Origin of the sequence: Streptomyces sp. NPDC021019 (genome assembly GCF_044333295.1) — a bacterium.
In the GTDB taxonomy this organism is placed as follows: domain Bacteria; phylum Actinomycetota; class Actinomycetes; order Streptomycetales; family Streptomycetaceae; genus Streptomyces.
This window is the reverse complement of the sequence record NZ_JBIRQR010000001.1, coordinates 959,847-983,358: the sequence shown is the minus strand read 5'-3', so window position 1 is coordinate 983,358 and position 23,512 is coordinate 959,847. Positions and strand designations below refer to the sequence as shown.

Here is a 23,512-nt window from a genome sequence, read left to right as displayed (position 1 = left end):
GGACCGGCCGACCGTTCAAGACGTACGAGGCGGGCGGAGTCGGCCGGTTGACGCCGAACCTCCGGTTCGAGCCCCGCCCGGCACAGAACGTCACGGCGAGAAGTCGCGGCCCATCCACTGCCGCACTCTCCCACCCCGGACCGACCATCCGCACGACTTCACATCTGACGCGCCGTCAGTTCTAATGACGGGTGTGATGGGACACGCAGGCATGGCCGCCACCGCCGTCCGGTACCTCAGGTCCGTCGGCGCCGCCACGACAGCCGCGCCGGGGGCACCGGACGGGACGCCCCCCGAGGTGCTGCCCCGGCCGGACCTGAGAGCCGTCCGGGACGACGAGCGGCTCCCCGTGGACCCGGACGAATTCCGCCGCGTACTGGGCCACTTCGCCAGCGGCGTCACCGTGATCACCGCGCGCGACGGGGACGGCCCGGCGGGCTTCGCCTGCCAGTCCTTCGCCTCGCTGTCGCTGGACCCGCCGCTGGTGTCCTTCATGGTCGCCCGTACGTCGACGACCTGGCCGCGCATCGCCCGCGCGGGGGCGTTCTGCGTGAACATCCTCGGGGCGGAACAGGGCGCGCTGTGCCGGGGGTTCGCGGTGAGTGGCGCCGACAAGTTCGCGGGGGTGACCCACGGGGCCGCCCCGGTCACCGGGTCTCCGCTGCTGGACTCCGTGCCCGCCTGGATCGACTGCCGCGTCCACGCCGTCCACACCGGCGGCGACCACCTCATCGTGGTCGGCCGGGTGGAGGCGCTGGGGGCGACGGACGAGGGCGAACCCCTCCTGTTCCACCGGGGGACGTTCGGCCGGTTCAGCCGGTGAGCGCGGACCGTCGGCCGGTTCAGCCGCCGGGCCCGGACCTTCGGCGGGTTCGCCCGGGAACGGCCTGCCACCGCCCGCTTCGGCCTTTCGGTCAGGTGGGGGGTGCGTCGACGAAGGTGGCGCCGATCTCCGCCAACCGCCCGGCCACGTGGACCGGGTCGAGCAGGGTTTCAGGCGTGCGGACGCCCGGCTGGGCCGCTTCGCCACGCAGCCCGAGCTGCCGCTCGACGCCGAGGGCGATGCCGAGTGCGGTCAGGGGACGCTGCCCCGCCGGATGGACGAGATAGCGGCTCGTCCTGAGCGGCGCACCCGTGGCGCCTGTTCCTTCGAGGTCGATCCGGATCTCGATGGAAGCGCGGTCGCCACGGCGCCGGGCAGCGGATTCGCCGACAGCCAGGTCGAAACGGACGTTCGGCGCGCCCGTCGCGAGGGCGAGGCTCGGTACGTCGAGGATGGCGATGCTCCGGCCGGGCAGGACGACGCCGTCGGCACTGCGCACCCCCGTCCGGACGTCGGGGTCGTTGACCCAGGTGAAGACGCCGTCACGGCGCACCGTCGCCGCCGTGGTGGCGGTGGACCACCGCTCCAGATCCGCGGCTCCCGCGGGACCGCCGGTGTCCAGCTCGTCCAGCACGGCGCCGATCCGGACGGTGTCGACCCGGCGGAACTCCCGGGCCAGACCCAACGTCGCGAGGACGACGACGCCGGCGCAGAAGTGGCTGGCCACCAGGATCGACGAGGCACTCGCCCGCCGCGCACCCGCGACGACCTCCGGCGCGATCTCCACCAGACCGCTGGAGATGCTGAGGTAGGGCAACCCGTGGTCCTGCGCGTAATGCAGCCCGTTCAGGCGGTCGTCCCACAGTGCGGCGACCACCGCCGAGTAGCGGTGGCCGTGCCCGGCCGGCAGGCCGAGATCGCCGCGCCTCAGGTCGATGGTGACCGCCGTGGCGGTGCCGAGTCCGTCGGCCACCCGCTGCGCGCGGTCGAGATCGCGCCCGGCGATCGTCAGCGGCAGCCCCGGATGCCACTGACGCAGGAGCGCGGCGGCCCCCGAGCCCGCCTGCCCCGAACCGCCCAGGATCAGAACCGGTTTCAACTGCTCCATCGTGACCCGCTCCCCTCAAGTTACATTTTGTAGCCTACGTTTTGTAACATAGTCTGGAGTGCGACACAACGGAGGACCATGGCCACCACCTCGACCCGCCTGTCCAAGCAGGCCAGGCGGGAGCAGCTGCTCAACACCGCCGTGGCGATCGTGCGCGCGCAGGGCACCGACGGTCTGACTCTGGTCACCCTCGCCGTGGCGGCCGGGGTGAGCAGGCCGATCGTGTACGACCACTTCGGCACGCGCCCCGGCCTGTTGCTCGCGCTCTACCGACGCCTCGACGAACGTCACCGAGCCGCGATCGCCCAGGCGTTGCAGGAGGCCGGACCCACCGCGGACGAGGTCGCCCGCCTCATCGGCACCGCGTATTTCGCCTGTGCCACGGACATGCCGGAACTCGCCGCCGTCTCCGCCGCGCTGAAAGGAGATCCGGAGATGGAGGCGATCCAGCGCGAGATGCTCGACAGGTACACGGAGCTGGTGGCCGCCGCCCTGTCGCGGTACTCCGGCCTCCCCCCCGAAGCCCTCCGGCTACGGTGCGTCGGTGTGCTGGGCGCGGCCGAGGCGATGGCCGCCGAGCTGAACAGAGGACGGGCGTCCACCGATGCCGCGGTCGCCACCCTGACCGACCTGATCATGGGCAGCCTCGACGCCCGGGCCGGCCGTTGACCTCGACCGGGCACGGGCCGGGGCGCGTTCCGACCCACCTCGCCGTGACGCTCGCCGACGCGCGAGACCATCGCGCGTCCGGCCATGCCGCGTGACCGTCTCGGCGGAAGAACGGACAGCGGCCGGATCCCGGCGAGCGCCGGACACGTCCTGGAAAGAACTAGGCCGTCCGTCTGCGGATCACCAACGACATCAGCGCCGCCATCGCGCACAGCGCCCCCGCCGCGTACCAGACCACGTCGTAGCGGCCGAAGACATCCCGCGCGACCCCGCCGAGGAACGCCACCACCGCCGCGCCCACCTGGTGCGAGGCCAGCACCCAGCCGAAGACGATCGCGCTGTCCTCGCCGTACTGCTCGCGGCAGAGCGCCAGCGTCGGCGGGACCGTGGCGACCCAGTCGAGACCGTAGAACACGATGAAGAAGATCATCGGAGGCCGCACCTCGGGGCCGATCAGCATCGGCAGGAACAGCAGGGAGATCCCGCGCAGCGCGTAGTAGACGGCGAGCAGCCTGCGGGCGTCGTACCGGTCGGTGAGCCAGCCGGAGAAGACCGTGCCGATGATGTCGAAGACCCCGATCACCGCGAGCAGCGAGGCCGCCACGACGACGGGCATGTGGTTGTCGTGGGCGAACGGGACGAAGTGGGTGCGGATCAGGCCGTTGGTGGAGGCCCCGCAGATCGCGAAGGCACCCGCGAGCAGCCAGAACGGACCGGTGCGGGCGGCCTCGACCAGCACGCGCAATGTCCGGCGCGCGGCGCCCCGGACCGGCGCGGGCTTCGCCAGATACGTACCGCCGTACGGGGCGAGCCCCACGTCGGCCGGGTGGTCGCGCATCAGGAGCCAGACGAACGGGACGACGACGAGGGCGGCCAGGGCGACGGTGACCGAGGCCGGCCGCCAGCCGTGTCTGTCGACGATCCAGGCGCAGAGCGGGAGGAAGACGAGCTGTCCGGAGGCTCCCGCCGCGGTGAGGATGCCGGTGACCAGGCCCCGGCGGGCCACGAACCAGCGGTGGGTCACGGTCGCGGCGAAGGCCATCGCCATCGACCCGGTGCCGAGGCCGACGAGGAGGCCCCAGTAGATCATCAGCTGCCAAGATGCGGTCATCCAGACGCCGGCGATCGCCCCGGCCGCCACCATGGTGAGCGCGATCGCCACGACCCGCCGGATGCCGTAGCGGTCCATGAGCGCGGCGGCGAACGGGGCGGTCAGCCCGTACAGCGCCATGTCGATGGAGACCGCGAGCCCGATCTCGCCCCGGGTCCAGCCGAACTCGGTGTGGAGCGGGTCGATGAGCAGCCCGGGCAGGGAGTTGAACGCCGCACCGCCGATGATCGTCACGAAGGTGACGGCGGCGACGAGCCACGCCCGGTGGACGGAGAAGGGGAACCGGCGGCCGGGTCTGCCGGCGGCATCGGCCCCGGGGCCGGCGGTCTTGGTCAGGTAGGTCACGTCAGCCAGCATCCGAGGCCGGACAGGCGCGGACGAGTGGCCCGGAGGACACCCTTCGCAGGGATCGGGCCACGCCCCGACCCTGTCCCGCCATCCGGACCGCCCGCGCCCGCCCACGACCGGGAGTCCTCCGGGCCGTCAGCCGCGCCGTCCGGCCGCCCGGAGCATCGCCCACGCGCAGGCCGCGCCCACCGCGTACCAGAGAAGGTCCGGGGCGTTGAAGGTCGAGCCGAGCACCAGCCGGGCCGCCGCACTCCGCGCCGACCACTCCGCCGGTACGCCGGTGAGCTGCGCGAACTCCACCGCCCAGCTCAGACCGAGCGCCGTGGAGGCCACCGCGGTCGGCCGCGCGCGGGGCGCGCAGAAGGCGACGAGAGCGCAGAGCAACACCGTGTAGAGCGCGCTCCCCGCGTACTTGGCGAAGGCGCCGTCCGCCCCGGCGCGCACGGCCAGGCCCGCGGCGACGGTGACGACGGCCGCCCCCGCCGCGACCGCACGCACCGTGGAGGGGTGGGCCGTGCGCGGGCGCGCCGTGAAGTCGCCGACGGTCTCCGAGGACCGGCCTGGAGACCTCATCCGAGGCCGATCCTCTTGAGCTGCCGGATCGGCCGGGCCACCAGCAGCACCGCCACCACCCCCAGGTTGATCACGGCCGCCGCCACCAGCAGCTCCGGCGCCCCGACCGCCTCGGCCACCGGGCCCGCCAGGGCGCGGCCCGCCGCGACCATCAGGAGCGAGCCGGCCACATCGTAGGCGTGCAGCCGGTTCAGGGCCTCCGGCGGGACGTGCGTCTGAACCGTCGTGGACCACATCACCAGCCAGAACGCGGCCGACCCGCCCGCCAGCAACTGCCCCGCCGCCAGCACCGGCAGCGGCATCCCGAGCGCGAGCACCAGCAGGCTCGCCGCCACCAGCGGCAGCGCCACCGCACCCGCCGCCAGCGGGTGCGACGGGCGCAGCCGCAGGGCGAGGAGTCCGCCGCCGACGCTGCCCGCCCCGTTCACCGCCATCAGCATTCCGTACGCCCCCGAGCCGTGCGCCTCGGTGACCAGGACGGCGGTCAGCGGGAGCATCGGACCGAGGACCGCGAAGCCGTACACCGTCCAGACCGCGATCACTCCCCACAGCCAGGACCTGGCCCGGAACTCCCGCCACCCGTCGACCAGTTCCGCGGCGAACGTGCCGCGTGCCGCGTCGTCGTGCGGGGCCGGGGCCAGCCGCATCAGGAAGAGGCAGACCCCGGAGACCGCGAAGGTCGCCGCGTTCGCCGCGTAGACGGCTCCGGCGCTGGCCAGGCCGACGAGCACTCCCGCGAAGGCTGGCCCGGCCATGGTCATCAGCGCCTCGGCGACGCGCAGGACCGCGTTGGCGCGCTGGACGTCGGTGGAGACGCGCGGCACGGTCGAGGCGACCCCGGGCTGGAAGAGCGCCGCGCCGACGCCGGCCACCGAGCTGAGGACGTACACCGACCACAGCGGCGGGTTGCCCGTCGCGAAGGTCACGGCCAGCACGGAGGCGCCGATCAGCCGCAGGGCGTCGGCGATGATCATCATGCGGCGCGGGGTGAACCGGTCGGCGAGCACCCCGCCGAACAGGACGAACACCGCCAGCGGCCCCATCCAGGCGGCGAGCGCGAAGCCGACCGAGGAAGCGGGCCGCCCCGCGCCCAGCAGCCCGGCGGTCAGGGCCACCGGGATCATGCCGTCACCGAAGAGCGCGACCGTCCGGGCCACGAAGAAGTAGCGGAAATTACGGTTCCAGAGCCGCGCTTCGCCGGGGGCGGAACCGAAGGAGGACCCGGCGCCCAGGCCCGTCCCGGCGGGGCCGCCCGGTCCGCCGGGATCGAGCGGCGGCAGCGTCGGCTCCGGGAGCGGGTCCGGGGTCGGATGCGGGTTCGGGTTCGGGGTCGGGGTCGTTCGGGTGTCGCACGCGGCGTCGGGAATGGACGCGCGCTCTGTCGGCTTCTCCATCACGTCGCTAACCTGTACCAGCTCGTGGTCTATACCACTACAGCGTTTCCTGTGATCTTCGAGGAGGTCTTCGTGGAGCACCGCGTCGTCGTTCTGGCCCTCGACGGGCTGCTCCCCTTCGAACTCGGCATTCCGCAGCGGATCTTCGGCCGCAGTCTCGGCACGGAGTTCGGTGGGAAGGGCAGGAGGCTGTACGACGTGGTGACCTGCTCCGTCCGCCCGCCGGGCCCGGTCCGGACCGACGCGGACTTCTCCGTCCTCGTGGAGCACGGCCCGGAGGCGCTCGCCACCGCCGACACGGTCGTCGTCCCCGCCTCCTACGAGCTGGGCCCGGTCTTCGAGGAGGGCCGGCTGACCGAGGAGCTGGCCGCCGCGCTCGCCCTGGTCAGGCCCGGCACCCGGATGGTCTCCATCTGCACCGGCAGTTACGTCCTGGCGGCGGCCGGCTACCTCGACGGCCGCCCCGCCACCACGCACTGGTCATCGGCCGACCACTTCCAGCGGACCTTCCCGCAGGTCCGCGTCGACCCGGACGTCCTGTTCATCGACGACGGCGACGTCCTCACCTCCGCCGGGGTCGCCGCCGGGATCGACCTCTGCCTCCACCTGGTGCGGCGCGACCACGGGACGGCCGTCGCGAACGAGATCGCGCGCCGCACGGTCGTGCCCCCGCACCGGGACGGCGGGCAGGCCCAGTACATCCACCGCCCCCTTCCCGAGCCGCAGTTCGCGACCACCACCGGCGCCCGGGCCTGGGCGCTGGCCCGTCTCGACCGGCCGATCCTGCTGCGGGACATGGCGGAGCAGGAGGCGATGAGCGTACGGACGTTCACGCGCCGCTTCCGCGAGGAGGTCGGGATCAGCCCCGGCCAGTGGCTCACCCAGCAGCGGGTGGAGCGGGCCCGCCACCTGCTGGAGTCGACGGACCTGTCCATCGACCAGGTGGCCCGGGACGCGGGTTTCGGCACGGCGACCTCACTGCGCCAGCACCTCCAGGCGGCGCTGGGCGTACCGCCGACGGCCTACCGGCGTACGTTCCGGTCCTCGGCGGAGCCCGTGCCCCGCGGCCCTCGCGCCTCGGCCCGGGGGCGCCTGTAGAAGACGCGGCTCAGAAGACCAGGACCCCCCGGGCCACCCGCCCGTGGTGCGCGTCCTCGGCCGCCTTGGCGAAGTCCCGCACCGGGTACGTCTCGGTGACCAGCTCGTCCAGCAGCAGTCGGCCCTCCCGGTAGAGGTCCGCGTACAGGGCGATGTCGCGCTGCGGCCGTGCGGAGCCGTAGCGGCAGCCGAGGATCGACTTGTCCAGGTACATCGAGGAGACCAGGAACGACGCCTCGGCGCTCGCCGCCGGTACGCCCAGCAGCACGGCCTGCCCGTGCCGGTCGAGGAGGTCGATCGCCTGGCGGATCAGCTCGGTGCGGCCGACGCACTCGAAGGCGTGGTCGGCCCCGTCGGGCAGAATGCCGCGCACGTCTTCCGCGCTCGTCAGGAAGTGCGTGGCGCCGAACCGCCGGGCCACCGCCTCCTTCGCCGCGTTGCTGTCGACGGCGACGACGGTGAGCGCGCCGGCCAGCCGGGCCCCCTGGAGCACGTTGAGCCCGATGCCGCCGGTCCCGATGACCACGACGGTGTCGCCCGGCCCGACCTTCGCCCGGTTGAGGACGGCCCCGACGCCGGTCAGGACCCCGCAGCCGATCAGGGCGGCCGAGGTGAGGGGCAGGTCGTGCGGGATCTTCACGGCCTGGACGGCCCGCACCACCGTGCGTTCCGCGAACGCGGAGTTGGAGGCGAACTGGAACAGCGGCTTCCCACCGCGCGAGAACGGCCGCCCCGGCCGCCCGATGGCCTTCCGGCACATGGTCGGCCGCCCCCGGTCGCACTGGGCGCAGGCCCCGCAGTTGGCGAGGGTGGAGAGCGCGACGTGGTCACCGGGCCTCACGTGGACGACGCCGGGCCCGACCGCTTCCACCACACCCGCGCCCTCGTGGCCGAGGACGACGGGGACCGGGAAGGGAATCGTGCCGTCGATCACCGACAGATCGCTGTGGCAGAGCCCGGCGGCGGCGACCGCCACCAGCACCTCCCCGGGGCCCGGGTCCCGTATCTCCAGGTCGTCCACGACCTCGGTCCGTGTGCCGTCGAAGACGACGCCTCTCATCGGGGCTCCCTCGGTAGGCCGAGCACCCGCTCGGCGATGATGTTCCGCTGGATCTCGTCGGAGCCGCCGTAGATGGTGTCGGCCCGGCTGAAGAGGAACAGGTGCTGTGCGCCGTCGAGTTCGTACGGTCGCCGCTCCGACCAGGGCTCGGGCCCGACAGCCCCCGCCTCGCCCGCGACCCGCACGGCCAGTTCGCCCAGCCGCTGGTGCCAGCCGCCCCACAGCAGCTTCGCCACGCTCGGCGCGCCCGGGTCGCCGGTGGATCCCAGAGTGCGCAGGGCGTGCCGACGCATCGTGTCCAGCTCCGCCCACTGCCGGACGAGCCGGGCCCTGATGTCCGGGTCCTCGGCGGCCCCGCTGGCCACGGCGGCGGCGACCACCCGGTCCAGCTCCTCGGCGAACCCGATCTGCTGGGCCAGGGTGGAGACCCCGCGCTCCAGGGCCAGGAGGCCCATGGCGACCTGCCAGCCGTTGCCCTCGCCCCCGACGACCTCCGAGGCCCGCGCCCCGTCGAGGAACACCTCGTTGAACTCGCTGGTCCCGGTCAGCTGCCGGATCGGACGCACCTCGATCCGGCCCGGCTGGTCCATCTCCACCAGCAGGAACGACAGCCCGTGGTGGCGGGTGGAGCCGGGGTCGGTGCGGGCGAGGACGAAGCACCAGTCGGCGTCCAGAGCGAGCGAGGTCCAGATCTTCTGCCCGGTCACGGCGTAGCCGCCGGCCCCGTCCGGCACGGCGGCGGTGCGCACCCCGGCGAGGTCGGAGCCGGCCCCCGGTTCGCTGTACCCCTGGCACCACAGCGTCTCGCCCCGGGCCACGGGGGGCAGATGGCGCCGCTTCTGCTCCTCGGTGCCGTACGTGATCAGGGTCGGGGCGAGGAGGTTCTCCCCGATGTGGCCGATCCGCGCGGGGGCCGCGGAGCGGGCGTACTCCTCGGCCCAGACGACCTGCTGGGCGAGGGTGGCCCGGCGGTTGCCGTGACTCTCCCCGTCCTCGCCGGGCCAGCCGATCCCGATCCACCCGGCGCGCCCGAGCTCGCGTTCCCATGTGCGGGGGTCGGGGGCGGGAGTGTCGGCGAGGTGGCTGTCCAGCCAGGTGCGCGCCTCGGTACGGAAGTCCATGCTGCCTCCTGTGCTCCTGGGGGCGCCGCCCCGAGTCGAACCCGTCCGGCGTTTCGAGGACCGGGGCCCGGGGCAGCGCCCCGAGGGCTCCGCCCCCGAACCCCCGCTCCTCAAACGCCGGAGAGGCTGGCTTGCTCGGCCCCGCCCCTCAAACGCCGGAGGGGCCGGATGCGTTCGGCCGGTCGCCCGCCCTCGCCGCCGCCGCCATCTCCTCCAGCCGCGCCAGCATCGGCATCGGGTCCACCCCCACCGTCCCCGGCAGGAAGTCCGCGATCCTCTCCGGGGTCCAGGGCTCCTCCCCGTAGGCCGCCCGCAACTCCCTCGGCTGGGCCCAGACCGCGATCTTCGGGCCCGCGATCGTGTACACCTGCCCGGTGATCCCCTCGGCCCGCGCCCGCTCGCTGAGCAGGTAGACCACCAGCGCCGCCACGTCCTCCGGCTCCCCGATCTCCGTCAGCTCCATCGGCACACCGGCCGACATCCGGGTCCGGGCGACGGGCGCGACCGCGTTCGCCGTGACCCCGTACCTGTGCAGGCCCAGCGCCGCGCTGCGCACCAGCGAGATGATCCCGCCCTTCGCCGCGCTGTAGTTGGCCTGGGAGACGCTGCCCTGGTGGTTGCCGCTGGTGAAGCCGATCAGCGTGCCCCCGCCCTCCTGCTTCCGCATCACCGCCGAGGCGGCCCGGAAGACCGTGAACGTGCCCTTGAGGTGGGTGGCGAGAACCGGGTCCCACTCCTCCTCGGACATGTTGAACAGCATCCGCTCACGGAGGATCCCGGCCACGCAGACCACGCCGTCGAGCCGCCCGTACTCCGCCAGCGCCGTGTCCACGATCCGCTGCCCGCCCGCCATCGTGGAGATGTCGTCGGCGACCGCGACCGCCTCGCCGCCCGCCGCCTCGATCTCCTTGACGACGGACCGGGCGATCTCGCTGGTCGGTTCGGACCCCTCGACGGAGACTCCGTAGTCGTTGACGACGACCCGTGCCCCCTCCCCCGCCGCGGCGAGCGCGACCGCCCGCCCGATGCCCCGGCCGGCGCCTGTCACGGCGACCACCCTGCCTGTCAAGAAGTTCCCCATGCCCGGCCCCTTCCCGCGGTTTCTGACGGCCCGTTAGATTTTACGGGCAGCCGGATACTCCGGCACAAGACCCAGGAGGCCCCCATGTCCCTGCCGGCCGCGTTCCACGAGATCGCGAAGCGCGTGAACAACTGGGACCGCTGGGGCGGGGCCGACGAGATCGGGACGCTCAACCTGATCACCGACGCCGTCGTGCGCGAGGCCGTCGCCACCGTCCGCACCGGCCGCCGGATACCGCTCGCGCTGCCGCTCCAGCAGGACGGGGTGCAGAGCGGCCTCGTCCCGGGCCGGATCAATCCGCTGCACACGATGGTCCAGATCAACCAGGAAATCTTCGGCCCCGGCACGGTCGCCACCAGCGACGACGCCGTCACGATGGGACTCCAGGCCTCGACCCACTGGGACGCTCTGACCCATGTCTCGCACAGCGGGAAGATCTACAACGGCCGCCGGGCGGACACGATCACCGCCCACGGCGGAGCCCGGTTCTCCTCGATCGCCACCGTGGAGCACCTCGTCTCGCGCGGGGTGCTGCTGGACGTGGCCCGCGCCCGGGGGGTGGAGCGGCTGCCCGGCGATCACGCCGTGACGCCGGACGACCTGACCGCGGCGGAGGAGTTCGGGGGCGTACGCGTACGGGCCGGGGACATCGTGCTCGTACGGACCGGGCAGGTGCGCCTCGCGCTGGCCGGGGACCGGCAGGCGTACGGCTATCCGTCGCCGGGGCTCTCGGTGCGCACGCCCGAGTGGTTCCACGCCCGGGATGTGGCGGCCGTCGCCAACGACACCCTGACCTTCGAGATCTTCCCGCCGGAGATCGAGGACCTGTGGATGCCGGTGCACGCGCTGCACTTGGTCGAGATGGGCATGCCGCAGGGCCAGAACTGGAACCTGGAGGCGCTGTCCGAGGCCTGCGCGGAGGAGGGCCGGCACACCTTCCTGCTCACCGCGTCACCGGAGCCGTTCGCCGGGGCCACCGGCTCGCCGGTCGCCCCGGTCGCGATCCTGTGAACGGCCGCCCCGAAAGGGAAGGGGGAGGGGGGAAGGGGGAACAGCGGAAAGCTGGCGGGGAGAGGCCGGCCGGGCGGCCTCAGGCCAGGTTGGTGAAGAGGCAGGAGGGCGGTTCGCACGGTTCGCCGCCCTGGCCGACACCCGAGGGCGCCTCCCGGAGCCGTGCCGGGCCGCTCCGGTCGACCTCGCACCAGATCTGCTTCCCGGCGCCCTCCGGCAGCCAGCCCCAGCGGTCCGCGAGGCCGTCCACCAGCTCCAGGCCCCGGCCGCCCGTTTCGTCGCCCTCCGCGTGCCGCTGGAGCGGCGGGCGGTCGCTGGCGTCCGCGACCTCGACCCGGACGGTCCCGGCCCCGCCGAAGAGCATCCGCAGCACCGCGGGACAGCCCGTGTGGACGACGGCGTTGGTGACCAGCTCCGAGATCAGCAGGATGAGCGTCTCGGCGAGAGGCTCGTCATCCCCTATCCCGGAACCGACCAGACGCGACCGCGCCCACCTACGGGCCCGCCCCACTTCCGCGGGATCCGGACCGACCTCCAACTGAACCTGAAGCACCTGCACCGCTCACACCATCCGAACCGGCGGACACATCGCCTCGCGCCTCCTCAGGGTCACGGAACGTGATTCCCTTACGCGACAGCATGGTTGACGTACAGTCACCGCAACAAGCGCTTCGGGCATATTCCAGCGCGAAGGAGTACGCGTGGTGCATACTGTGCGACGCTCGCCGCGGGGAGTCGAACAGGAGCGCGCAGAGACCGCGAGAAACGCTCTTCGGGCAGGCCCGGCACATCTCCGACGAGAGCCCTCGCCCCGGACCGGGGCCGCCGCACAGGCCGCCCCCGGATCTCCCGGTTCCAGAACCACTCGCATCCCACGGAGCGTACCCGAGCCGGACACCGACTCCACCCGGTGACGAATCCCCCAAAGGACACAAGCCGGTATCCGCGCCACACGGCTGCGCTGCGTCACCCTCCACCCCCTGCTTGCGGGCTCCCTCCGCCGAACGCCGCCGACCTGCCGGAACGCGGCCGCGCGGCCCCCAGACCGGCGGCCAGGAGCTCCTCGGCCGCGGCCCCGGGGAGCCGGGCCGCGGCCCGGAGCCAGGCCCGTTTCAGGTGGAGGTGAACATCTGCTTCCCAGGTGAAGCCCATCCCCCCGTGGATCTGGAGGCAGTCGCGCGCGTTGCGTACGGCCGCCTCGTCGGCGAGCAGTTTGGCCGCAGCGATCTCCACCGGATCACCGGTCACGGCGGCCGCGTACACGGCGGCGCGGGCCGGTTCGGTGCGGGCGAGCATGTCGGCGCAGAGATGTTTGACCGCCTGGAACGATCCGATGGGCGATCCGAACTGCTCGCGGCCCTCGGCGTGTTGAACGGCCGTCTCGGTGGTCCGGGCGGCGCTGCCGAGCTGTTCGGCGGCGACGAGCAGCACCCCTTCGAAGCGAATCCGCTCCGCGTGCGCCGTAGTGCGCTCCGTCACCGCCCGCGCACCCGCCGGCCCCGATACCGCCCGCGCCCCCGCCGCTCCCGTGTCCGCCCCCGTCCGGTGCAGCGGTGTGAGCGGGTCCACCGACCGCACGGGCCGGGCGGCGGCGACGAGGGCGCGCAGCGGCTCCCCGACGAGGGCGTCGGCGCCCACCAGCACCGCGTCCGCCTCCGCCAGGTGGGCCACCGGGAGGCCCCCGTCCACGGCCGTCACCACCGCCTCGCCCTCGGCGGCCCCCTTCACCAGGCCCGCCGCCAGGTGGGTGGCGACGAGCGGGCCCGGCAGCAGCGCCCGGCCCGCCTCCTCGAAGAGCAGCACCGCGTCGGGCAGCCCGAGGCCCACCCCGCCCGCCTCCTCGGGCAGCCTGAGCGCGAAGAAGCCGGCCGCGCCCAGCTCGCGCCAGAGCGAACGGTCCAGGGACCCGCCCCGCTCCACCGCCGCCCGCAGCCGGTCCCGGTCGAACACCGCGTCGAGCAGGTCACGCATGCCGGACCGCAGGGCCCGCTGGTCGTCCGAGAGCTGGAAGTCCACGGTGGCCTCAGCGCCCCTTCGGCAGGCCGAGGATGCGCTCGGCGACGATGTTCCGCTGGATCTGGGAGGTGCCCGCGGCGATCGTGTACGAGAGGGAGGAGAGCCGGTCCAGCACCCATTCCTGGTCCAGGTCGAACGCGTCGCCGCCCAGCACCTCCGCCGCCGCCTCGTACAGCTCCTGGCGGGCCCCGGAGTAGCGCAGCTTGAAGACGGAGCCGCCGGTGCCGGGGACTCCCCCCGTACGCTCCGACTCCGCCACGTTCCACTGGGTGAGCCGCCACAGGGCCCGGAACTCGGCGTCGAGCCTGCCGAGACGCCGGCGCAGCACCGCGTCGTCCCACCGCCCGTTGCGGCGGGCCTCGTCGGCGAGGGCGTCCAGGGTGCGGCGGCAGGCGACGACCTCGCCGACGAAGGCCGTGCCGCGTTCGAAGGAGAGGGTGACCATGGTGACCCGCCAGCCGTCGTTCTCGGCCCCGACCCGGTTGCGCGCCGGCACCCGGACCTCGTCGAGGAACATCTCCGCGAACTCCGTGGACCCGGCCAGGGTGCGCAGCGGCCGGACCGTGATGCCGGAGGCGTCCATCGGCATCGCGAGCCAGCTGATCCCCCGGTGCTTCGGCGCGTCCTGATCCGTCCGCACCAGCAGCTCGCACCAGTCGGCGACCTCGGCGTGCGAGGTCCAGATCTTGGCTCCGCTGATCACGTAGGAGTCGCCGTCGCGCACCGCCCGGGTGCGCAGGGCGGCCAGGTCGGAGCCCGCGTCCGGCTCGCTGAACCCCTGGCACCAGATCTCGTCGCCGCGCAGCACGGGCGGCAGCCAGCGGGCCCGCTGCTCGGCCGTGCCCTCGGCGGCGACGGTCGGTCCGGCGTGCAGCAGCCCGACGAAGTTCGCCCCGACGTAGGGGGCCCCGGCCTTCTCCGTCTCCTCCAGGTAGATCAGGTGCTGGGTCGGGGTGGCCCCCCGCCCGCCCGCGTCCATCGGCCAGTGCAGGCCCGCGTACCCGGCGTCGTACAGCATCCGCTGCCAGGTGGTGTCGTACGCCCGGCGCGCGGGCCAGTCGTCGGGCGAGGGCTTCGGGGGCAGGCCGGGGAGTGCGCCGGCCAGCCATTCCCGCAGCCGCCGCCGGAACTCCTCCTCGGCCTCCGTGTACGCGAGATCCACCGCCGCCCCGCCTACTTGTCCAGGTCCAGGCCGAGCATCCGGATCGCGTTTCCGCGCATCAGTTTGTGGACGGTCTCCTCGTCCAGTCCCTTGACGTGGTCGAGGGCGACCTCCTTGGTGTGCGGGAAGGTCGAGTCCACGTGCGGGTAGTCGGTCTCGAAGGTGGCGTTGTCGCGGCCGACGACGTCCAGCGACGCGATGCCGTGCTTGTCGCGGAAGAAACAGCAGAACATCTGCCGGTAGTAGTACGTGGACGGCGGCTCGGGGATCAGATCGCGCACCCCGCCCCAGGCCCGGTGCTCCTCCCAGACGTCGTCGGCGCGCTCCAGGGCGTACGGGATCCACCCCATCTGGCCCTCGCTGTACGCCAGTTTCAGCGTCGGGAACTTCACCAGGACCCCACTGAAGAGGAAGTCCATCATCGAGGCCATGGCGTTGTTGAAGGAGAGCGACGCCTGCACGGCCGGGGGCGCGTCCGGGGAGGCGGCGGGCATCTGGGAGCTGGAGCCGATGTGCATGTTGACGACGGTGCCGGTCTCCTGGCAGACGGCGAAGAACGGGTCCCAGTAGCCGGTGTGGATGGACGGCAGCCCGAGGTGGGTCGGGATCTCGGAGAAGGTGACCGCGCGGACGCCCCGCGCCGCGTTCCGCCTGATCTCCGCGACGGCGAGGCCGATGTCCCAGAGCGGGATGATGCAGAGCGGGATCAGCCGGCCTCCGCTGTCGCCGCACCACTCCTCGACCATCCAGTCGTTGTAGGCGCGCACGCAGGCGAGGGCGACCTCCTTGTCGTGCGCCTCGGCGAAGGTCTGCCCGCAGAAGCGCGGGAAGGTCGGGAAGCAGAGCGAGGCCTCGACGTGGTTGAGGTCCATGTCCTTGAGGCGTTCGGCCGGGTCCCAGCAGCCGGGCCGCATCTCGGCGCGGGTGATGCCCTCCAGGGTCATGTCGTCGCGGTCGAAGCCGACGGCGGCGATGTTCCGCTTGTACGGGAACTTCAGGTCCTCGTAGATCCACCAGTCGGTGGGCGGCCCGTCCGGGTCCATCGTGATGACGTACTTCCCGCCCGTGTACGCCAGCTCCCCGATGCCCGCGGTGAGCGGCTGCGGCCCGCGCTCGCGGTACCTCGCGGGCAGCCAGGTGGAGAAGAGGTGCGCGGGCTCGATCACATGGTCGTCGACGCTGACGATCCGAGGCAGTTCCGTATCCGTCATGGTGTCGTCCCTCCGGCGCGCCCGGCGCGCCCGGCGCGGTCCCGGGTGCGGGCGGCCTTCGATAGTCTTCCGGGATTTCTGATGGCCCGTCAGATTCGGTCGCAGCACTCAGGCTAGCCCCGCGCCCCTGGACCGACAAGGCGCGGAGCCCTACGCTCTCCGCACTGCCTGACTGACCGTCAGTTCGGAGGGACCGCTGTGACCGCCGTGAACGACGTGACCGCGTCCGCCCACGCCCTGGGCGCCTCCCGCACCTTCTGGGAGCTGATCGAACGCCGTGCCGCCCTCACTCCCGGCCGCCCGGTCCTGCTCCAGGAGGACCGGCGCCTGACCTTCGGCGAGCTGAGGGACCGCGCCGAGCGGGTCGCCGCCGGGTTGCACCGGATGGGCGTGCGGGCGGGCAGCGTGGTGGCCTGGCAGCTGCCGACCCGGCTGGAGACGGCCCTGCTCTCCTTCGCCCTGACCCGGCTCGGGGCCGTACAGACGCCGGTCATCCCGTTCTACCGGGACCGCGAGGTGCGGTTCGCGCTGCGCGCGTCGGGGGCCTCGTTCTTCGCCGTGCCCGGCGTGTGGCGCGGCTTCGACCACACGGCGATGGCCGAGCGGATCGCCGGGGAACTCGACCGCCCGCCGCGGGTCTTCGAGGCCTACGACACCCTCCCCGACGGCGACCCGGCGGTCCTGCCGCCGCCGCCCGCCCCCTCCTCGGGCGAGGAGGTCCGCTGGATCTACTGGACCTCCGGCACCACCTCCGACCCCAAGGGCGTCCTGCACACCGACCGCTCCCTGATCGCGGGCGGTTCCTGTCTCGCCCACGCCCTGAGGCTCTCCGCCGACGACGTGGGCTCGATGGCGTTCCCGTACGCCCATGTCGCCGGGCCCGACTACACGGTGATGCTGCTGCTGTACGGGTTCCCCGCGGTGATGTTCGAGCAGTTCGCGCTGCCGGACGCACTGGCGGAGTACCGGCGGCACGGGGTGACGGTGGCCGGCGGCTCGACCGCCTTCTACGCGATGTTCCTGGCCGAACAGCGCAAGGCGCCCGGCCGGCCGCTCATCCCGACCCTCCGTCTGCTGGCGGGCGGCGGGGCGCCGAAGCCGCCGGAGGTCTACCACGCGGTGGTGCGGGAGATGGGGGTCCAGCTCACCCACGGCTACGGCATGACCGAGGTCCCGATGATCACCATGGGCGCCCCGGACGACACGGCGGAGAACCTGGCCCTGACCGAGGGGCGGCCTCCCGAGGGCATGGAGATCCGGATCGCCGACGAGTACGGAAAGCCTCTCCCGTACGGCGCCGAGGGCGAGGTGCGGCTGCGCGGGGAGGCGGTCTGCCGGGGCTATCTGGACGCCGGGGCCTCCGCCGCGGCCTTCGACGCCGAGGGGTTCCTGATCACCGGAGACGTGGGGCGGCTCCGGGAGAGCGGGCACCTCACACTCACCGGCCGGCTGAAGGACATCATCATCCGCAAGGGCGAGAACATCTCCGCCAAGGAGATCGAGGACCTGCTCCACACCCACCCCGCCGTCGCCGACGCGGCGGTCATCGGGCTGCCCGACCCGCAGCGCGGCGAACGCGTCTGCGCGGTGGTCGAACAGCCGCCGGGCGCACCGCCCCTGACCCTCGCCGCGCTCTCCGCCCATCTGCGGGAAGCGGGCCTGTCCGTCCACAAGGTGCCCGAGCAGCTGGAGGTCCTCGACGCACTGCCGCGCAACGAGACGCTGCGCAAGGTGCTCAAGTACCGGCTGCGGGAACGGTTCGGCGGGTGAGGCGTCGGGGGGAACGGGCGGAGCCGGGCGTTACGGGGGCGGCGCGCCGCCCCCGTAACGCCCGGAATCTCCACGCGTCGTCACGTCCGGGGTCCCTACGCGTCGTAGCGTGACGCCCCGGGTCTCTACGGGTCGTAACGCCCGGGGTCTCTACGCGTCCGGCTCGATCACCGTGAAGTACACGGCGAACGCCTCGACCACGTCGCTCTCCGCGATCAGCCCGTCCCGGTCCGTGTCCAGGCTCTGGGCGGCGATACCCGCGATCTCGGCGCTGGCCCCGAGGACCCGGAGCGCCCGCTCCACGTCCGCCACCGACGCCCTGCCGTCGTTCCCGCCGTCCGCGACCGCGATGGTCGCCCGCAGGAACGGCCGGGCGATCTCGGCGAACCGCCCGGGATTGTCCCGGAGCCGCTTCACCGCCCCGCCGACGAACTCCTCACGGGTGACCCGCTGGTCCCCGTCCACATCGGCGATCCCCGCCATGCCCTGCCAGAAGGCCTCGGCGCCGGTGTAGAGCGCCTGGCCCTTGTCGCAGCGGGCCGTCGTACCGAACTCGGTGAGCAGACGGGCCGCCGCGGCGTTGAAATCGGCACGATCGATATATCCGTTGCCGTCCTGGTCGAAGGCTGCGAAGCGATGCGCGATCTTTCGCTCGTACTCTGCGCTGTCCATGCGGGGAGCGTACGACGCCCCGGGCGCTCACGTGTCACCGAGCAGCGCTTCCTGTGTGACAACCTCGCATCGGCCACAGGCCGGGGCTCGGGGATACCGTCGGAGACGCCCGCCTTGCCTGCCCGGACCGGGAACGGCAGCCGGAGGGAGATGCACGACGCGCCGCCGTCGCCTGACCCTCGTCGGTCAGACGCGTGGGCCGAGGAACAGGCCCCCGCTCGCGTCGATGATCTGACCCGTGACCCAGCGGGCGGCGTGGGAGGCGAGGAAGGCGACCACGTCGGCCACGTCGTCGGGCCCGCCCAGCCGGTCGAGCGCCGTCATGCCGGATATCCGTTCGGTGAGGCCCGGCGTGTCGAAGACAGCTCCGTTGGCCACCGTCCTGGTGGCCCCAGGAGCGACCGCGTTCACCGTGATCCTTCGGGGGCCGAGTTGGACGGCGATGGTTCTGGTCATCGTCTCGATCGCGCCCTTCGTCATGGCGAAGGACGTCTGGGCCGAGTTGGCCATCCGGGTCGCCACCGACGAGACCGAGACGATCCGGGCGCCCTCGTTCAACAGAGGCAGCGCTCGCTCGATGATGAAGCAGGACGCTCGCACGTTCACCGCGAACAAGTGGTCGAACTCCGCCCGGGTGGTCACGCCGAGCGGGCCGGCCGGTGCGGCTGCCGCGTTGTTGACCAGGATGTCGAGCGGCCGACCGGCCAAGCCGGCCTCCACGCCGGCGAAAAGTGTCTCGACGTCGCCGTCCACGCCCAGTTCGGAGACACGGACCCGGCGCTGTCTCCTGCCCCGCCCATCGAACACGGCGCGGTTTCGGTGCCTCCCGCAGTGCTGAACAATCGCTGTCGACACGCGTGAGCGGAACCATCCGCGCCGTCATCGCACGCGAACGCGCCACCCGGTCAAGAGGGAAAGGCTCGGTGAGTCGCCCACGGCGTGCGCCGAGGCGGGCATCGCCAGGGGGATCAGGCGCTCAGTGGCCTGCACGCCTCGTCGGTGGCGGACCGCGCGTCCGGGTAGACGTCGAACAGCCGACGCACCCCGAGCGCCCCGAGCACCTTGTTGACGTGCGAACCGTCCTCCGCGCCCCGGGCCGGGAGGATCAGCCGCAGCCGGCCCCCGCAGGACTTCATCAGCCGGCGCGAGGCGATCAGCACACCGACGCCGCTGGAGTCGCAGAAGAACACCTCGGACAGGTCGAGCACCACATCGTGCTGCCCCTCCGCCACCGCCTCGTGGACGGACTGGCGCACGACAGGGGAGGTCACCAGGTCGAGTTCGCCGCTCATGCGCAGCACGGTCCAGGAGCCCTGCTCCGCCTCGTCCACCTTCAGCGTCACGCGACTGGACCTCTCGTTCCGGGGCTCCCGGCAATCCGGAAGTTTCCGTTCCTCCTCGCGGCTGCCCCACCGCACCCCCATGAAACACCGACGCGCCGACCGACGCCCAGGAGGTTTCCGGCGGAGAGGAGCACTTCGGGCCGTTTCCGCTGCTCAGAGCGGACAGCAGACGGACAGCGGGCGGACAGCGAGGCATCCGGGCCGAAAATCGACTACCGTCGTCGGCCACGCGCCGCAAGAAGAGAGTTGCCGCAAAGGCGCGTGCACCGCCCGCCCCGCGGACTACATTCGGTCCTCACGGGCACAGGGTGGATCACGGAGTCGGGTGGACAGGGCCGGGGGCTGGGGGGTTCATGGCGAAGGAGACAGCACCCCGCTGGGACCGCAGGATGCAGCAGAGGCTGGCCCGCGGTGAGGCGGCGGCGCTCGGCGAGCTCTACGACCGGTTCGCGGCCCTCGTCCACAGCCAGGCGCACCGGATGCTCGACGACGAGGACGCCGCCGACCTGGTGACCCGCGAGGTCTTCGCCCAGGTCTGGGAGAACCCCGAGGCGTACGACCCGAAGCAGGGCTCGATGCGCTCCTGGGTGGCCCGCCTCACCCACCGCCAGTCCGTCCAGCGGCTGCGCCGCGCGGCGGTCTCCTCGTACGCGGCGGAGCACGGCGAGGGCGCGGCGCCCGATCCGGACGAGCTGGAGCGGCGGGTGCGCAGCGCCACGGCCGCCGCCCGCGCCGACTACATCGTCTCCTCGATGCCCGCGCCGCTGCGGCAGGCCCTGGAGCTGGCGTACATCCATCGCCGGGACTACCGGCAGACCGCCGCCGACCTCGGGGTGACCGAGGACGAGGCGCGCCGTCGGCTCCGGCTGGGGCTCCAACTGCTCTCCACGGCGAACGCCCGCCCGCTCGAAGGGGCCTCGCCACCCGGTTACGGGCGGGTCCGGTGAGCGGCGACGGACGCGAGAGCGAGGGAGGCGAGGAGGAGGTGCGCGGCGCCCGCCGGATACCGGGCCCGCGCGGCGCGGCGGACGACCTCGACCTGGAGTCCGTGCCGCGCCCTCCCCTGCCGCCGCCCGGATCGACGGCCCCGGACGAGGCCGTGCCGGAGCAGTCCGTCCCGGAGCCGCCCGAGCCGGCGGCCGGATCCCCGGCCGAGCACGGGTCCGCGCCTGCGGCCACCCCGGAGCGGGCCAGGTCTGAACCGTCCGAACCGGAGCCGTCCCCACCGGAAGAGGCCGAACCGGAGCCGTCCGAAACGGAAGACGCCGAACCGGAACGGGTCACCTCGGACCAGGCCCTCCCGGAGCCGCTCATGACTTCCGCCTCCGCCTCCGCCTCGGGCATCGACCTCCCCCACCGGGTCCTCAAGGCCCTCCTCGGCGCCTGGGCGCTGTCCGCCTGTTCGGCCGAGGAGACCGCCGCCCTGGAGGACCACCTCACCGCGTGCGCCCCGTGCGCCGACGAGGCGCTGCGGCTGCGGGACGCGGTGGGGCTGCTGCACACCGACGGCTCCCTGGATCTCGATCCGACGCTCCGGTCCCGGGTGATGGACGGCTGCCTGAGTCGCCGGCCGGCCCGGATCCCGGTGCCGGAGTACGCCGCCCCGTACGACGCCGAGACCGCCCGGCTCGACGCGCTGCTCCGCGACATCGCGGACTCGGAGTGGCACGCGCCGGTGCGGCTGCGGTGGTTCGAGGAGGAGCGCGAGGTCAGCCGCAGGACCACGGTCGCCGGGGTGATCGGCCACCTGACGGCGGTCGACGGGCTGCTGTCCGCCGCGCTCGGCCTCGACGACCCGCTCGGCGGCGGCGAGGCGCCGCTGGACCCCACCGAGCGCACCGAGAGGCTCTGGTCGGCGGCGCACCGGCCGCCCACCCGGGCCGTCCGCGAGCCCTGGCGGGCCCAGAGCCACGAACTGATCCGTACCGCGTCCTTCGCCGGGCGGAACGTCGCCGAGGCCTCCGTCTCCTACGGGGCCTTCGCCCTGCCGCTCCAGGACGCGCTGCTGGACCGCGCCTTCGAGTGCTGGGTGCACGGCGGGGACATCGCCGACGCCGTCGACTACCCGTACGAGGCCCCGTCGGCGGCCCATCTGCACCGGATGATCGACCTGGCGGCCCGGCTGCTTCCGGCCGCCATGGCGGGGCGCCGCCGCGCCGGACTGGCCGGGCCCGCGAAGGACCTCGTCACGGCCGGTGCGCCGGGCCGCTCGGTCCATCTGGAGATCGAGGGCCGCGGCGGGGGCGACTGGTACATCGCGCTGGACTCGCCGGCCGCCCTCGGCTCGCCCGAACGCACGGTGGCCCAGGTGGCCCTGGACGGGGTCGAGTTCTGCCGGCTCGCCGCGGGCCACATCTCGCCGGTGGAAGCGGCGGCGGGCCAGGAGGGCGACCGCGAGGCCATCCGCGACGTGCTGTTCGCGACGGCCTCGCTCAGCCGGCTGTAGGGCCTGCCGAAAGGCGCCGCGTCATGGGACAGCCGTTACGCGAAGATCACCGTGCGGCGGCCGTTGAGCAGGATGCGCCGCTCCGCGTGCCACTTCACCGCGCGCGCCAGCGCCTGGCACTCCACGTCCCGGCCGATGGCGACCAGCTGGTCCGGCGTCACGCCGTGACCGACGCGCTCGACCTCCTGCTCGATGATCGGGCCCTCGTCGAGGTCGGCGGTGACGTAGTGCGCGGTCGCGCCGATCAGCTTCACCCCGCGCGCGTGCGCCTGGTGGTAGGGCTTGGCGCCCTTGAAGCTCGGCAGGAAGGAGTGGTGGATGTTGATGATCCGGCCGCTCAGCTGCTTGCACAGGTCGTCGGAGAGGACCTGCATGTAGCGGGCCAGGACGACCAGCTCGACGTCCTCCTCGCGGACCAGTTCCAGCAGTCGCGCCTCGGCCTCCGCCTTGGTGTCCTTCGTCACCGGGAGGTGCCGGAAGGGGATGCCGTACGAGGCGACGAGCTCGGCGAAGTCCGTGTGGTTGGAGACGACGGCCGCGATCTCCACCGGCAGCGCCCCGGTGCGGGAGCGGAACAGCAGGTCGTTGAGGCAGTGGCCGAACCTGCTGACCATCAGCACGATCCGCATCCGCTCGGCGGGCCGGTGGATCTGCCACTCCATGCGGAAGGCCTCCCCGATCGCGGCGAAGCTGGCGCGGAGCTTGTCCACCGTCACGGTGGCGTCGGACGAGAAGTGGACGCGCATGAAGAACAGACCCGTGTCGTGGTCCCCGAACTGCTGACTGTCCTCGATGTTGCAGCCGGTCATGAAGAGATAGCTCGACACGGCGTGCACGATGCCCTGTTTGTCGGGGCAGGAGAGCGTGAGGACGTACTGCTCGGTCGCGGCGGCGTCCGAGGCGGCGGTGGGGGCGGGCTGCGGCGCGGTCATCCTCGTAGGGTGCCACACCCGCCGTGTCTCAGGCGGCCCTGGTCATGATGCGGATGACGTCCAGCGAGCGGGGCGGTATGTCCGGATCCTCCGCGTCGTTGGTGGCGAGCATCACATGGGCCTCGCGGGCCGCGTGGACGGCCTCGGGCCAGCCGTGGTGCTCCAGATAGGCGGAGACGGGGGCGTCCGCCCCGACCTGGTGCATGATCCGCAGCACCCGCAGGGCGGCGGCGTCCACGGCGGCGGCCTCGGCGGAGTCCCTGAATATGGTGCCGACGTACTTCTCGGCGGACCAGTTGTCGAGCCAGGTGTCCTCGACCAGGCGGTACACGGCGTCGGTGACGTCCCCGTACCCTTCCCGGCCGGCGAGCCAGCACTCGTGGTGGAAGACGGGGTCGGAGAGCATGTGCAGCGCCGAGCGCACGTTGGTGCGCCAGCGCCACCACGGCATGTCAGTGAGCGGCATGCCGCCCATGGTGGAGGAGCGACGGCCGCGACGGGAAGAGTTCTCCGAACCTTGCTGCACGGTCGTCGATCGTACGTTCCTTCACCGCGTCCCCGCA

At 72.9% G+C, this 23,512-nt stretch carries 23 protein-coding genes; 7 read left to right on the top strand and 16 right to left on the bottom strand.

All coding sequences use genetic code 11. The annotated features are described in order from the left end of the window. Positions 1-211: 211 nt before the first annotated feature. Complete coding sequence (locus ACH4RG_RS04590; RefSeq protein WP_398539390.1) at positions 212-823, top strand: flavin reductase family protein; 612 nt, start codon at positions 212-214, stop codon at positions 821-823. Between the two features lie 91 nt (positions 824-914). Here ACH4RG_RS04590 and ACH4RG_RS04585 read toward each other — a convergent pair whose 3' ends face one another. Further along, on the bottom strand, positions 915-1,931 hold the full coding sequence (locus tag ACH4RG_RS04585; protein WP_398539107.1) for a saccharopine dehydrogenase: 1,017 nt from the start codon (positions 1,929-1,931) through the stop codon (positions 915-917). Positions 1,932-2,009: 78 nt separating this feature from the next. Here ACH4RG_RS04585 and ACH4RG_RS04580 point away from each other — a divergent pair, with 78 nt between their 5' ends. Next, positions 2,010-2,600 (top strand): TetR/AcrR family transcriptional regulator, encoded by a 591-nt coding sequence (locus tag ACH4RG_RS04580; RefSeq protein WP_398539106.1) that lies wholly within the window; start codon positions 2,010-2,012, stop codon positions 2,598-2,600. 160 nt (positions 2,601-2,760) lie between these two features. Here the strand turns inward: ACH4RG_RS04580 and ACH4RG_RS04575 are convergent, their stop codons facing one another. The 3 genes from ACH4RG_RS04575 to ACH4RG_RS04565 all read right to left on the bottom strand — a co-directional run bounded on the left by ACH4RG_RS04575 (position 2,761) and on the right by ACH4RG_RS04565 (position 6,026). Continuing rightward, on the bottom strand, positions 2,761-4,068 hold the full coding sequence (locus tag ACH4RG_RS04575; RefSeq protein ID WP_398539105.1) for an MFS transporter: 1,308 nt from the start codon (positions 4,066-4,068) through the stop codon (positions 2,761-2,763). Positions 4,069-4,194: 126 nt separating this feature from the next. Beyond that, positions 4,195-4,632 (bottom strand): DUF2809 domain-containing protein, encoded by a 438-nt coding sequence (locus tag ACH4RG_RS04570; protein ID WP_397919590.1) that lies wholly within the window; start codon positions 4,630-4,632, stop codon positions 4,195-4,197. Further along, the gene (locus ACH4RG_RS04565; RefSeq protein ID WP_398539104.1) at positions 4,629-6,026 is read right to left on the bottom strand and encodes an MFS transporter; all 1,398 of its coding nucleotides are present in this window, start codon (positions 6,024-6,026) and stop codon (positions 4,629-4,631) included. Before ACH4RG_RS04565 ends, ACH4RG_RS04570 begins: the two co-directional genes overlap by 4 nt. A 72-nt stretch (positions 6,027-6,098) precedes the next feature. Between ACH4RG_RS04565 and ACH4RG_RS04560 the strand changes: the two genes are divergently transcribed. Next, positions 6,099-7,124, top strand: coding sequence for a GlxA family transcriptional regulator (locus ACH4RG_RS04560; protein WP_397920528.1), 1,026 nt, complete (start codon positions 6,099-6,101; stop codon positions 7,122-7,124). Positions 7,125-7,134: 10 nt separating this feature from the next. Here ACH4RG_RS04560 and ACH4RG_RS04555 read toward each other — a convergent pair whose 3' ends face one another. The 3 genes from ACH4RG_RS04555 to ACH4RG_RS04545 form a co-directional block, all read right to left on the bottom strand. After that, the gene (locus ACH4RG_RS04555; RefSeq protein ID WP_397919586.1) at positions 7,135-8,184 is read right to left on the bottom strand and encodes a Zn-dependent alcohol dehydrogenase; all 1,050 of its coding nucleotides are present in this window, start codon (positions 8,182-8,184) and stop codon (positions 7,135-7,137) included. Continuing rightward, the gene (locus ACH4RG_RS04550; RefSeq protein WP_397919584.1) at positions 8,181-9,305 is read right to left on the bottom strand and encodes an acyl-CoA dehydrogenase family protein; all 1,125 of its coding nucleotides are present in this window, start codon (positions 9,303-9,305) and stop codon (positions 8,181-8,183) included. The genes ACH4RG_RS04555 and ACH4RG_RS04550 overlap by 4 nt, the downstream gene beginning before the upstream one ends. A gap of 148 nt (positions 9,306-9,453) precedes the next feature. Next, entirely contained in the window at positions 9,454-10,386 is a 933-nt protein-coding gene (locus ACH4RG_RS04545; RefSeq protein WP_398539103.1) for an SDR family oxidoreductase, read from the bottom strand. A gap of 84 nt (positions 10,387-10,470) precedes the next feature. Between ACH4RG_RS04545 and ACH4RG_RS04540 the strand changes: the two genes are divergently transcribed. Beyond that, positions 10,471-11,397, top strand: a complete 927-nt coding sequence (locus ACH4RG_RS04540; protein WP_397919580.1) for a cyclase family protein — start codon at positions 10,471-10,473, stop codon at positions 11,395-11,397. Between the two features lie 79 nt (positions 11,398-11,476). Here the strand turns inward: ACH4RG_RS04540 and ACH4RG_RS04535 are convergent, their stop codons facing one another. The 4 genes from ACH4RG_RS04535 to ACH4RG_RS04520 form a co-directional block, all read right to left on the bottom strand. Continuing rightward, positions 11,477-11,956 carry an ATP-binding protein gene (locus tag ACH4RG_RS04535; RefSeq protein WP_397919578.1) on the bottom strand — a complete coding sequence of 160 codons (480 nt, stop codon included), beginning with the start codon at positions 11,954-11,956 and terminating at the stop codon, positions 11,477-11,479. Positions 11,957-12,363: 407 nt separating this feature from the next. Next, on the bottom strand, positions 12,364-13,413 hold the full coding sequence (locus ACH4RG_RS04530) for an acyl-CoA dehydrogenase family protein (RefSeq protein ID WP_397919576.1): 1,050 nt from the start codon (positions 13,411-13,413) through the stop codon (positions 12,364-12,366). Between the two features lie 7 nt (positions 13,414-13,420). Continuing rightward, positions 13,421-14,575, bottom strand: a complete 1,155-nt coding sequence (locus ACH4RG_RS04525) for an acyl-CoA dehydrogenase family protein (protein ID WP_398539102.1) — start codon at positions 14,573-14,575, stop codon at positions 13,421-13,423. Positions 14,576-14,586: 11 nt separating this feature from the next. Then, positions 14,587-15,786 (bottom strand): amidohydrolase family protein, encoded by a 1,200-nt coding sequence (locus tag ACH4RG_RS04520; RefSeq protein ID WP_397919572.1) that lies wholly within the window; start codon positions 15,784-15,786, stop codon positions 14,587-14,589. A 198-nt stretch (positions 15,787-15,984) separates the two neighbouring features. Here ACH4RG_RS04520 and ACH4RG_RS04515 point away from each other — a divergent pair, with 198 nt between their 5' ends. Continuing rightward, a complete protein-coding gene (locus ACH4RG_RS04515; RefSeq protein WP_398539101.1) occupies positions 15,985-17,556 on the top strand; it encodes a class I adenylate-forming enzyme family protein in 1,572 nt (523 codons plus the stop codon). 150 nt (positions 17,557-17,706) lie between these two features. Here the strand turns inward: ACH4RG_RS04515 and ACH4RG_RS04510 are convergent, their stop codons facing one another. From ACH4RG_RS04510 to ACH4RG_RS04500, 3 genes are all read right to left on the bottom strand, one after another. After that, entirely contained in the window at positions 17,707-18,228 is a 522-nt protein-coding gene (locus tag ACH4RG_RS04510) for an EF-hand domain-containing protein (protein ID WP_397919568.1), read from the bottom strand. 186 nt (positions 18,229-18,414) lie between these two features. Continuing rightward, the gene (locus ACH4RG_RS04505; protein ID WP_397927641.1) at positions 18,415-18,981 is read right to left on the bottom strand and encodes an SDR family oxidoreductase; all 567 of its coding nucleotides are present in this window, start codon (positions 18,979-18,981) and stop codon (positions 18,415-18,417) included. Positions 18,982-19,196: 215 nt separating this feature from the next. Further along, positions 19,197-19,571 carry an STAS domain-containing protein gene (locus ACH4RG_RS04500; protein ID WP_397919564.1) on the bottom strand — a complete coding sequence of 125 codons (375 nt, stop codon included), beginning with the start codon at positions 19,569-19,571 and terminating at the stop codon, positions 19,197-19,199. A gap of 353 nt (positions 19,572-19,924) precedes the next feature. On the opposite strand from ACH4RG_RS04500, the gene ACH4RG_RS04495 reads away from it, so the two are divergent. Beyond that, a complete protein-coding gene (locus ACH4RG_RS04495; RefSeq protein ID WP_397919562.1) occupies positions 19,925-20,518 on the top strand; it encodes an RNA polymerase sigma factor in 594 nt (197 codons plus the stop codon). Beyond that, positions 20,515-22,017 carry a zf-HC2 domain-containing protein gene (locus tag ACH4RG_RS04490; RefSeq protein ID WP_398539100.1) on the top strand — a complete coding sequence of 501 codons (1,503 nt, stop codon included), beginning with the start codon at positions 20,515-20,517 and terminating at the stop codon, positions 22,015-22,017. The genes ACH4RG_RS04495 and ACH4RG_RS04490 overlap by 4 nt, the downstream gene beginning before the upstream one ends. Before the next feature lie 35 nt (positions 22,018-22,052). Here ACH4RG_RS04490 and purU read toward each other — a convergent pair whose 3' ends face one another. Both purU and ACH4RG_RS04480 read right to left on the bottom strand, forming a co-directional pair. After that, on the bottom strand, positions 22,053-22,949 hold the full coding sequence (purU, locus tag ACH4RG_RS04485; RefSeq protein ID WP_397919558.1) for a formyltetrahydrofolate deformylase: 897 nt from the start codon (positions 22,947-22,949) through the stop codon (positions 22,053-22,055). Between the two features lie 28 nt (positions 22,950-22,977). Beyond that, on the bottom strand, positions 22,978-23,424 hold the full coding sequence (locus tag ACH4RG_RS04480; RefSeq protein WP_032764190.1) for a hypothetical protein: 447 nt from the start codon (positions 23,422-23,424) through the stop codon (positions 22,978-22,980). Between the last annotated feature and the right edge of the window lie 88 nt (positions 23,425-23,512).

What these genes read in the sequence shown, in the direction of transcription:
- ACH4RG_RS04550 (WP_397919584.1), bottom strand. Translation starts at nt 9,305, where the DNA reads ATGGACTTCCGTACCGAGGCGCGCACCTGGCTGGACAGCCACCTCGCC.
- ACH4RG_RS04540 (WP_397919580.1), top strand. Translation starts at nt 10,471, where the DNA reads ATGTCCCTGCCGGCCGCGTTCCACGAGATCGCGAAGCGCGTGAACAAC.
- ACH4RG_RS04575 (WP_398539105.1), bottom strand. Translation starts at nt 4,068, where the DNA reads ATGCTGGCTGACGTGACCTACCTGACCAAGACCGCCGGCCCCGGGGCC.
- ACH4RG_RS04570 (WP_397919590.1), bottom strand. Translation starts at nt 4,632, where the DNA reads ATGAGGTCTCCAGGCCGGTCCTCGGAGACCGTCGGCGACTTCACGGCG.
- ACH4RG_RS04580 (WP_398539106.1), top strand. Translation starts at nt 2,010, where the DNA reads ATGGCCACCACCTCGACCCGCCTGTCCAAGCAGGCCAGGCGGGAGCAG.
- ACH4RG_RS04585 (WP_398539107.1), bottom strand. Translation starts at nt 1,931, where the DNA reads ATGGAGCAGTTGAAACCGGTTCTGATCCTGGGCGGTTCGGGGCAGGCG.
- purU (WP_397919558.1), bottom strand. Translation starts at nt 22,949, where the DNA reads ATGACCGCGCCGCAGCCCGCCCCCACCGCCGCCTCGGACGCCGCCGCG.
- ACH4RG_RS04555 (WP_397919586.1), bottom strand. Translation starts at nt 8,184, where the DNA reads ATGAGAGGCGTCGTCTTCGACGGCACACGGACCGAGGTCGTGGACGAC.
- ACH4RG_RS04495 (WP_397919562.1), top strand. Translation starts at nt 19,925, where the DNA reads ATGGCGAAGGAGACAGCACCCCGCTGGGACCGCAGGATGCAGCAGAGG.
- ACH4RG_RS04480 (WP_032764190.1), bottom strand. Translation starts at nt 23,424, where the DNA reads ATGGGCGGCATGCCGCTCACTGACATGCCGTGGTGGCGCTGGCGCACC.
- ACH4RG_RS04565 (WP_398539104.1), bottom strand. Translation starts at nt 6,026, where the DNA reads ATGGAGAAGCCGACAGAGCGCGCGTCCATTCCCGACGCCGCGTGCGAC.
- ACH4RG_RS04510 (WP_397919568.1), bottom strand. Translation starts at nt 18,228, where the DNA reads ATGGACAGCGCAGAGTACGAGCGAAAGATCGCGCATCGCTTCGCAGCC.
- ACH4RG_RS04590 (WP_398539390.1), top strand. Translation starts at nt 212, where the DNA reads ATGGCCGCCACCGCCGTCCGGTACCTCAGGTCCGTCGGCGCCGCCACG.
- ACH4RG_RS04520 (WP_397919572.1), bottom strand. Translation starts at nt 15,786, where the DNA reads ATGACGGATACGGAACTGCCTCGGATCGTCAGCGTCGACGACCATGTG.
- ACH4RG_RS04545 (WP_398539103.1), bottom strand. Translation starts at nt 10,386, where the DNA reads ATGGGGAACTTCTTGACAGGCAGGGTGGTCGCCGTGACAGGCGCCGGC.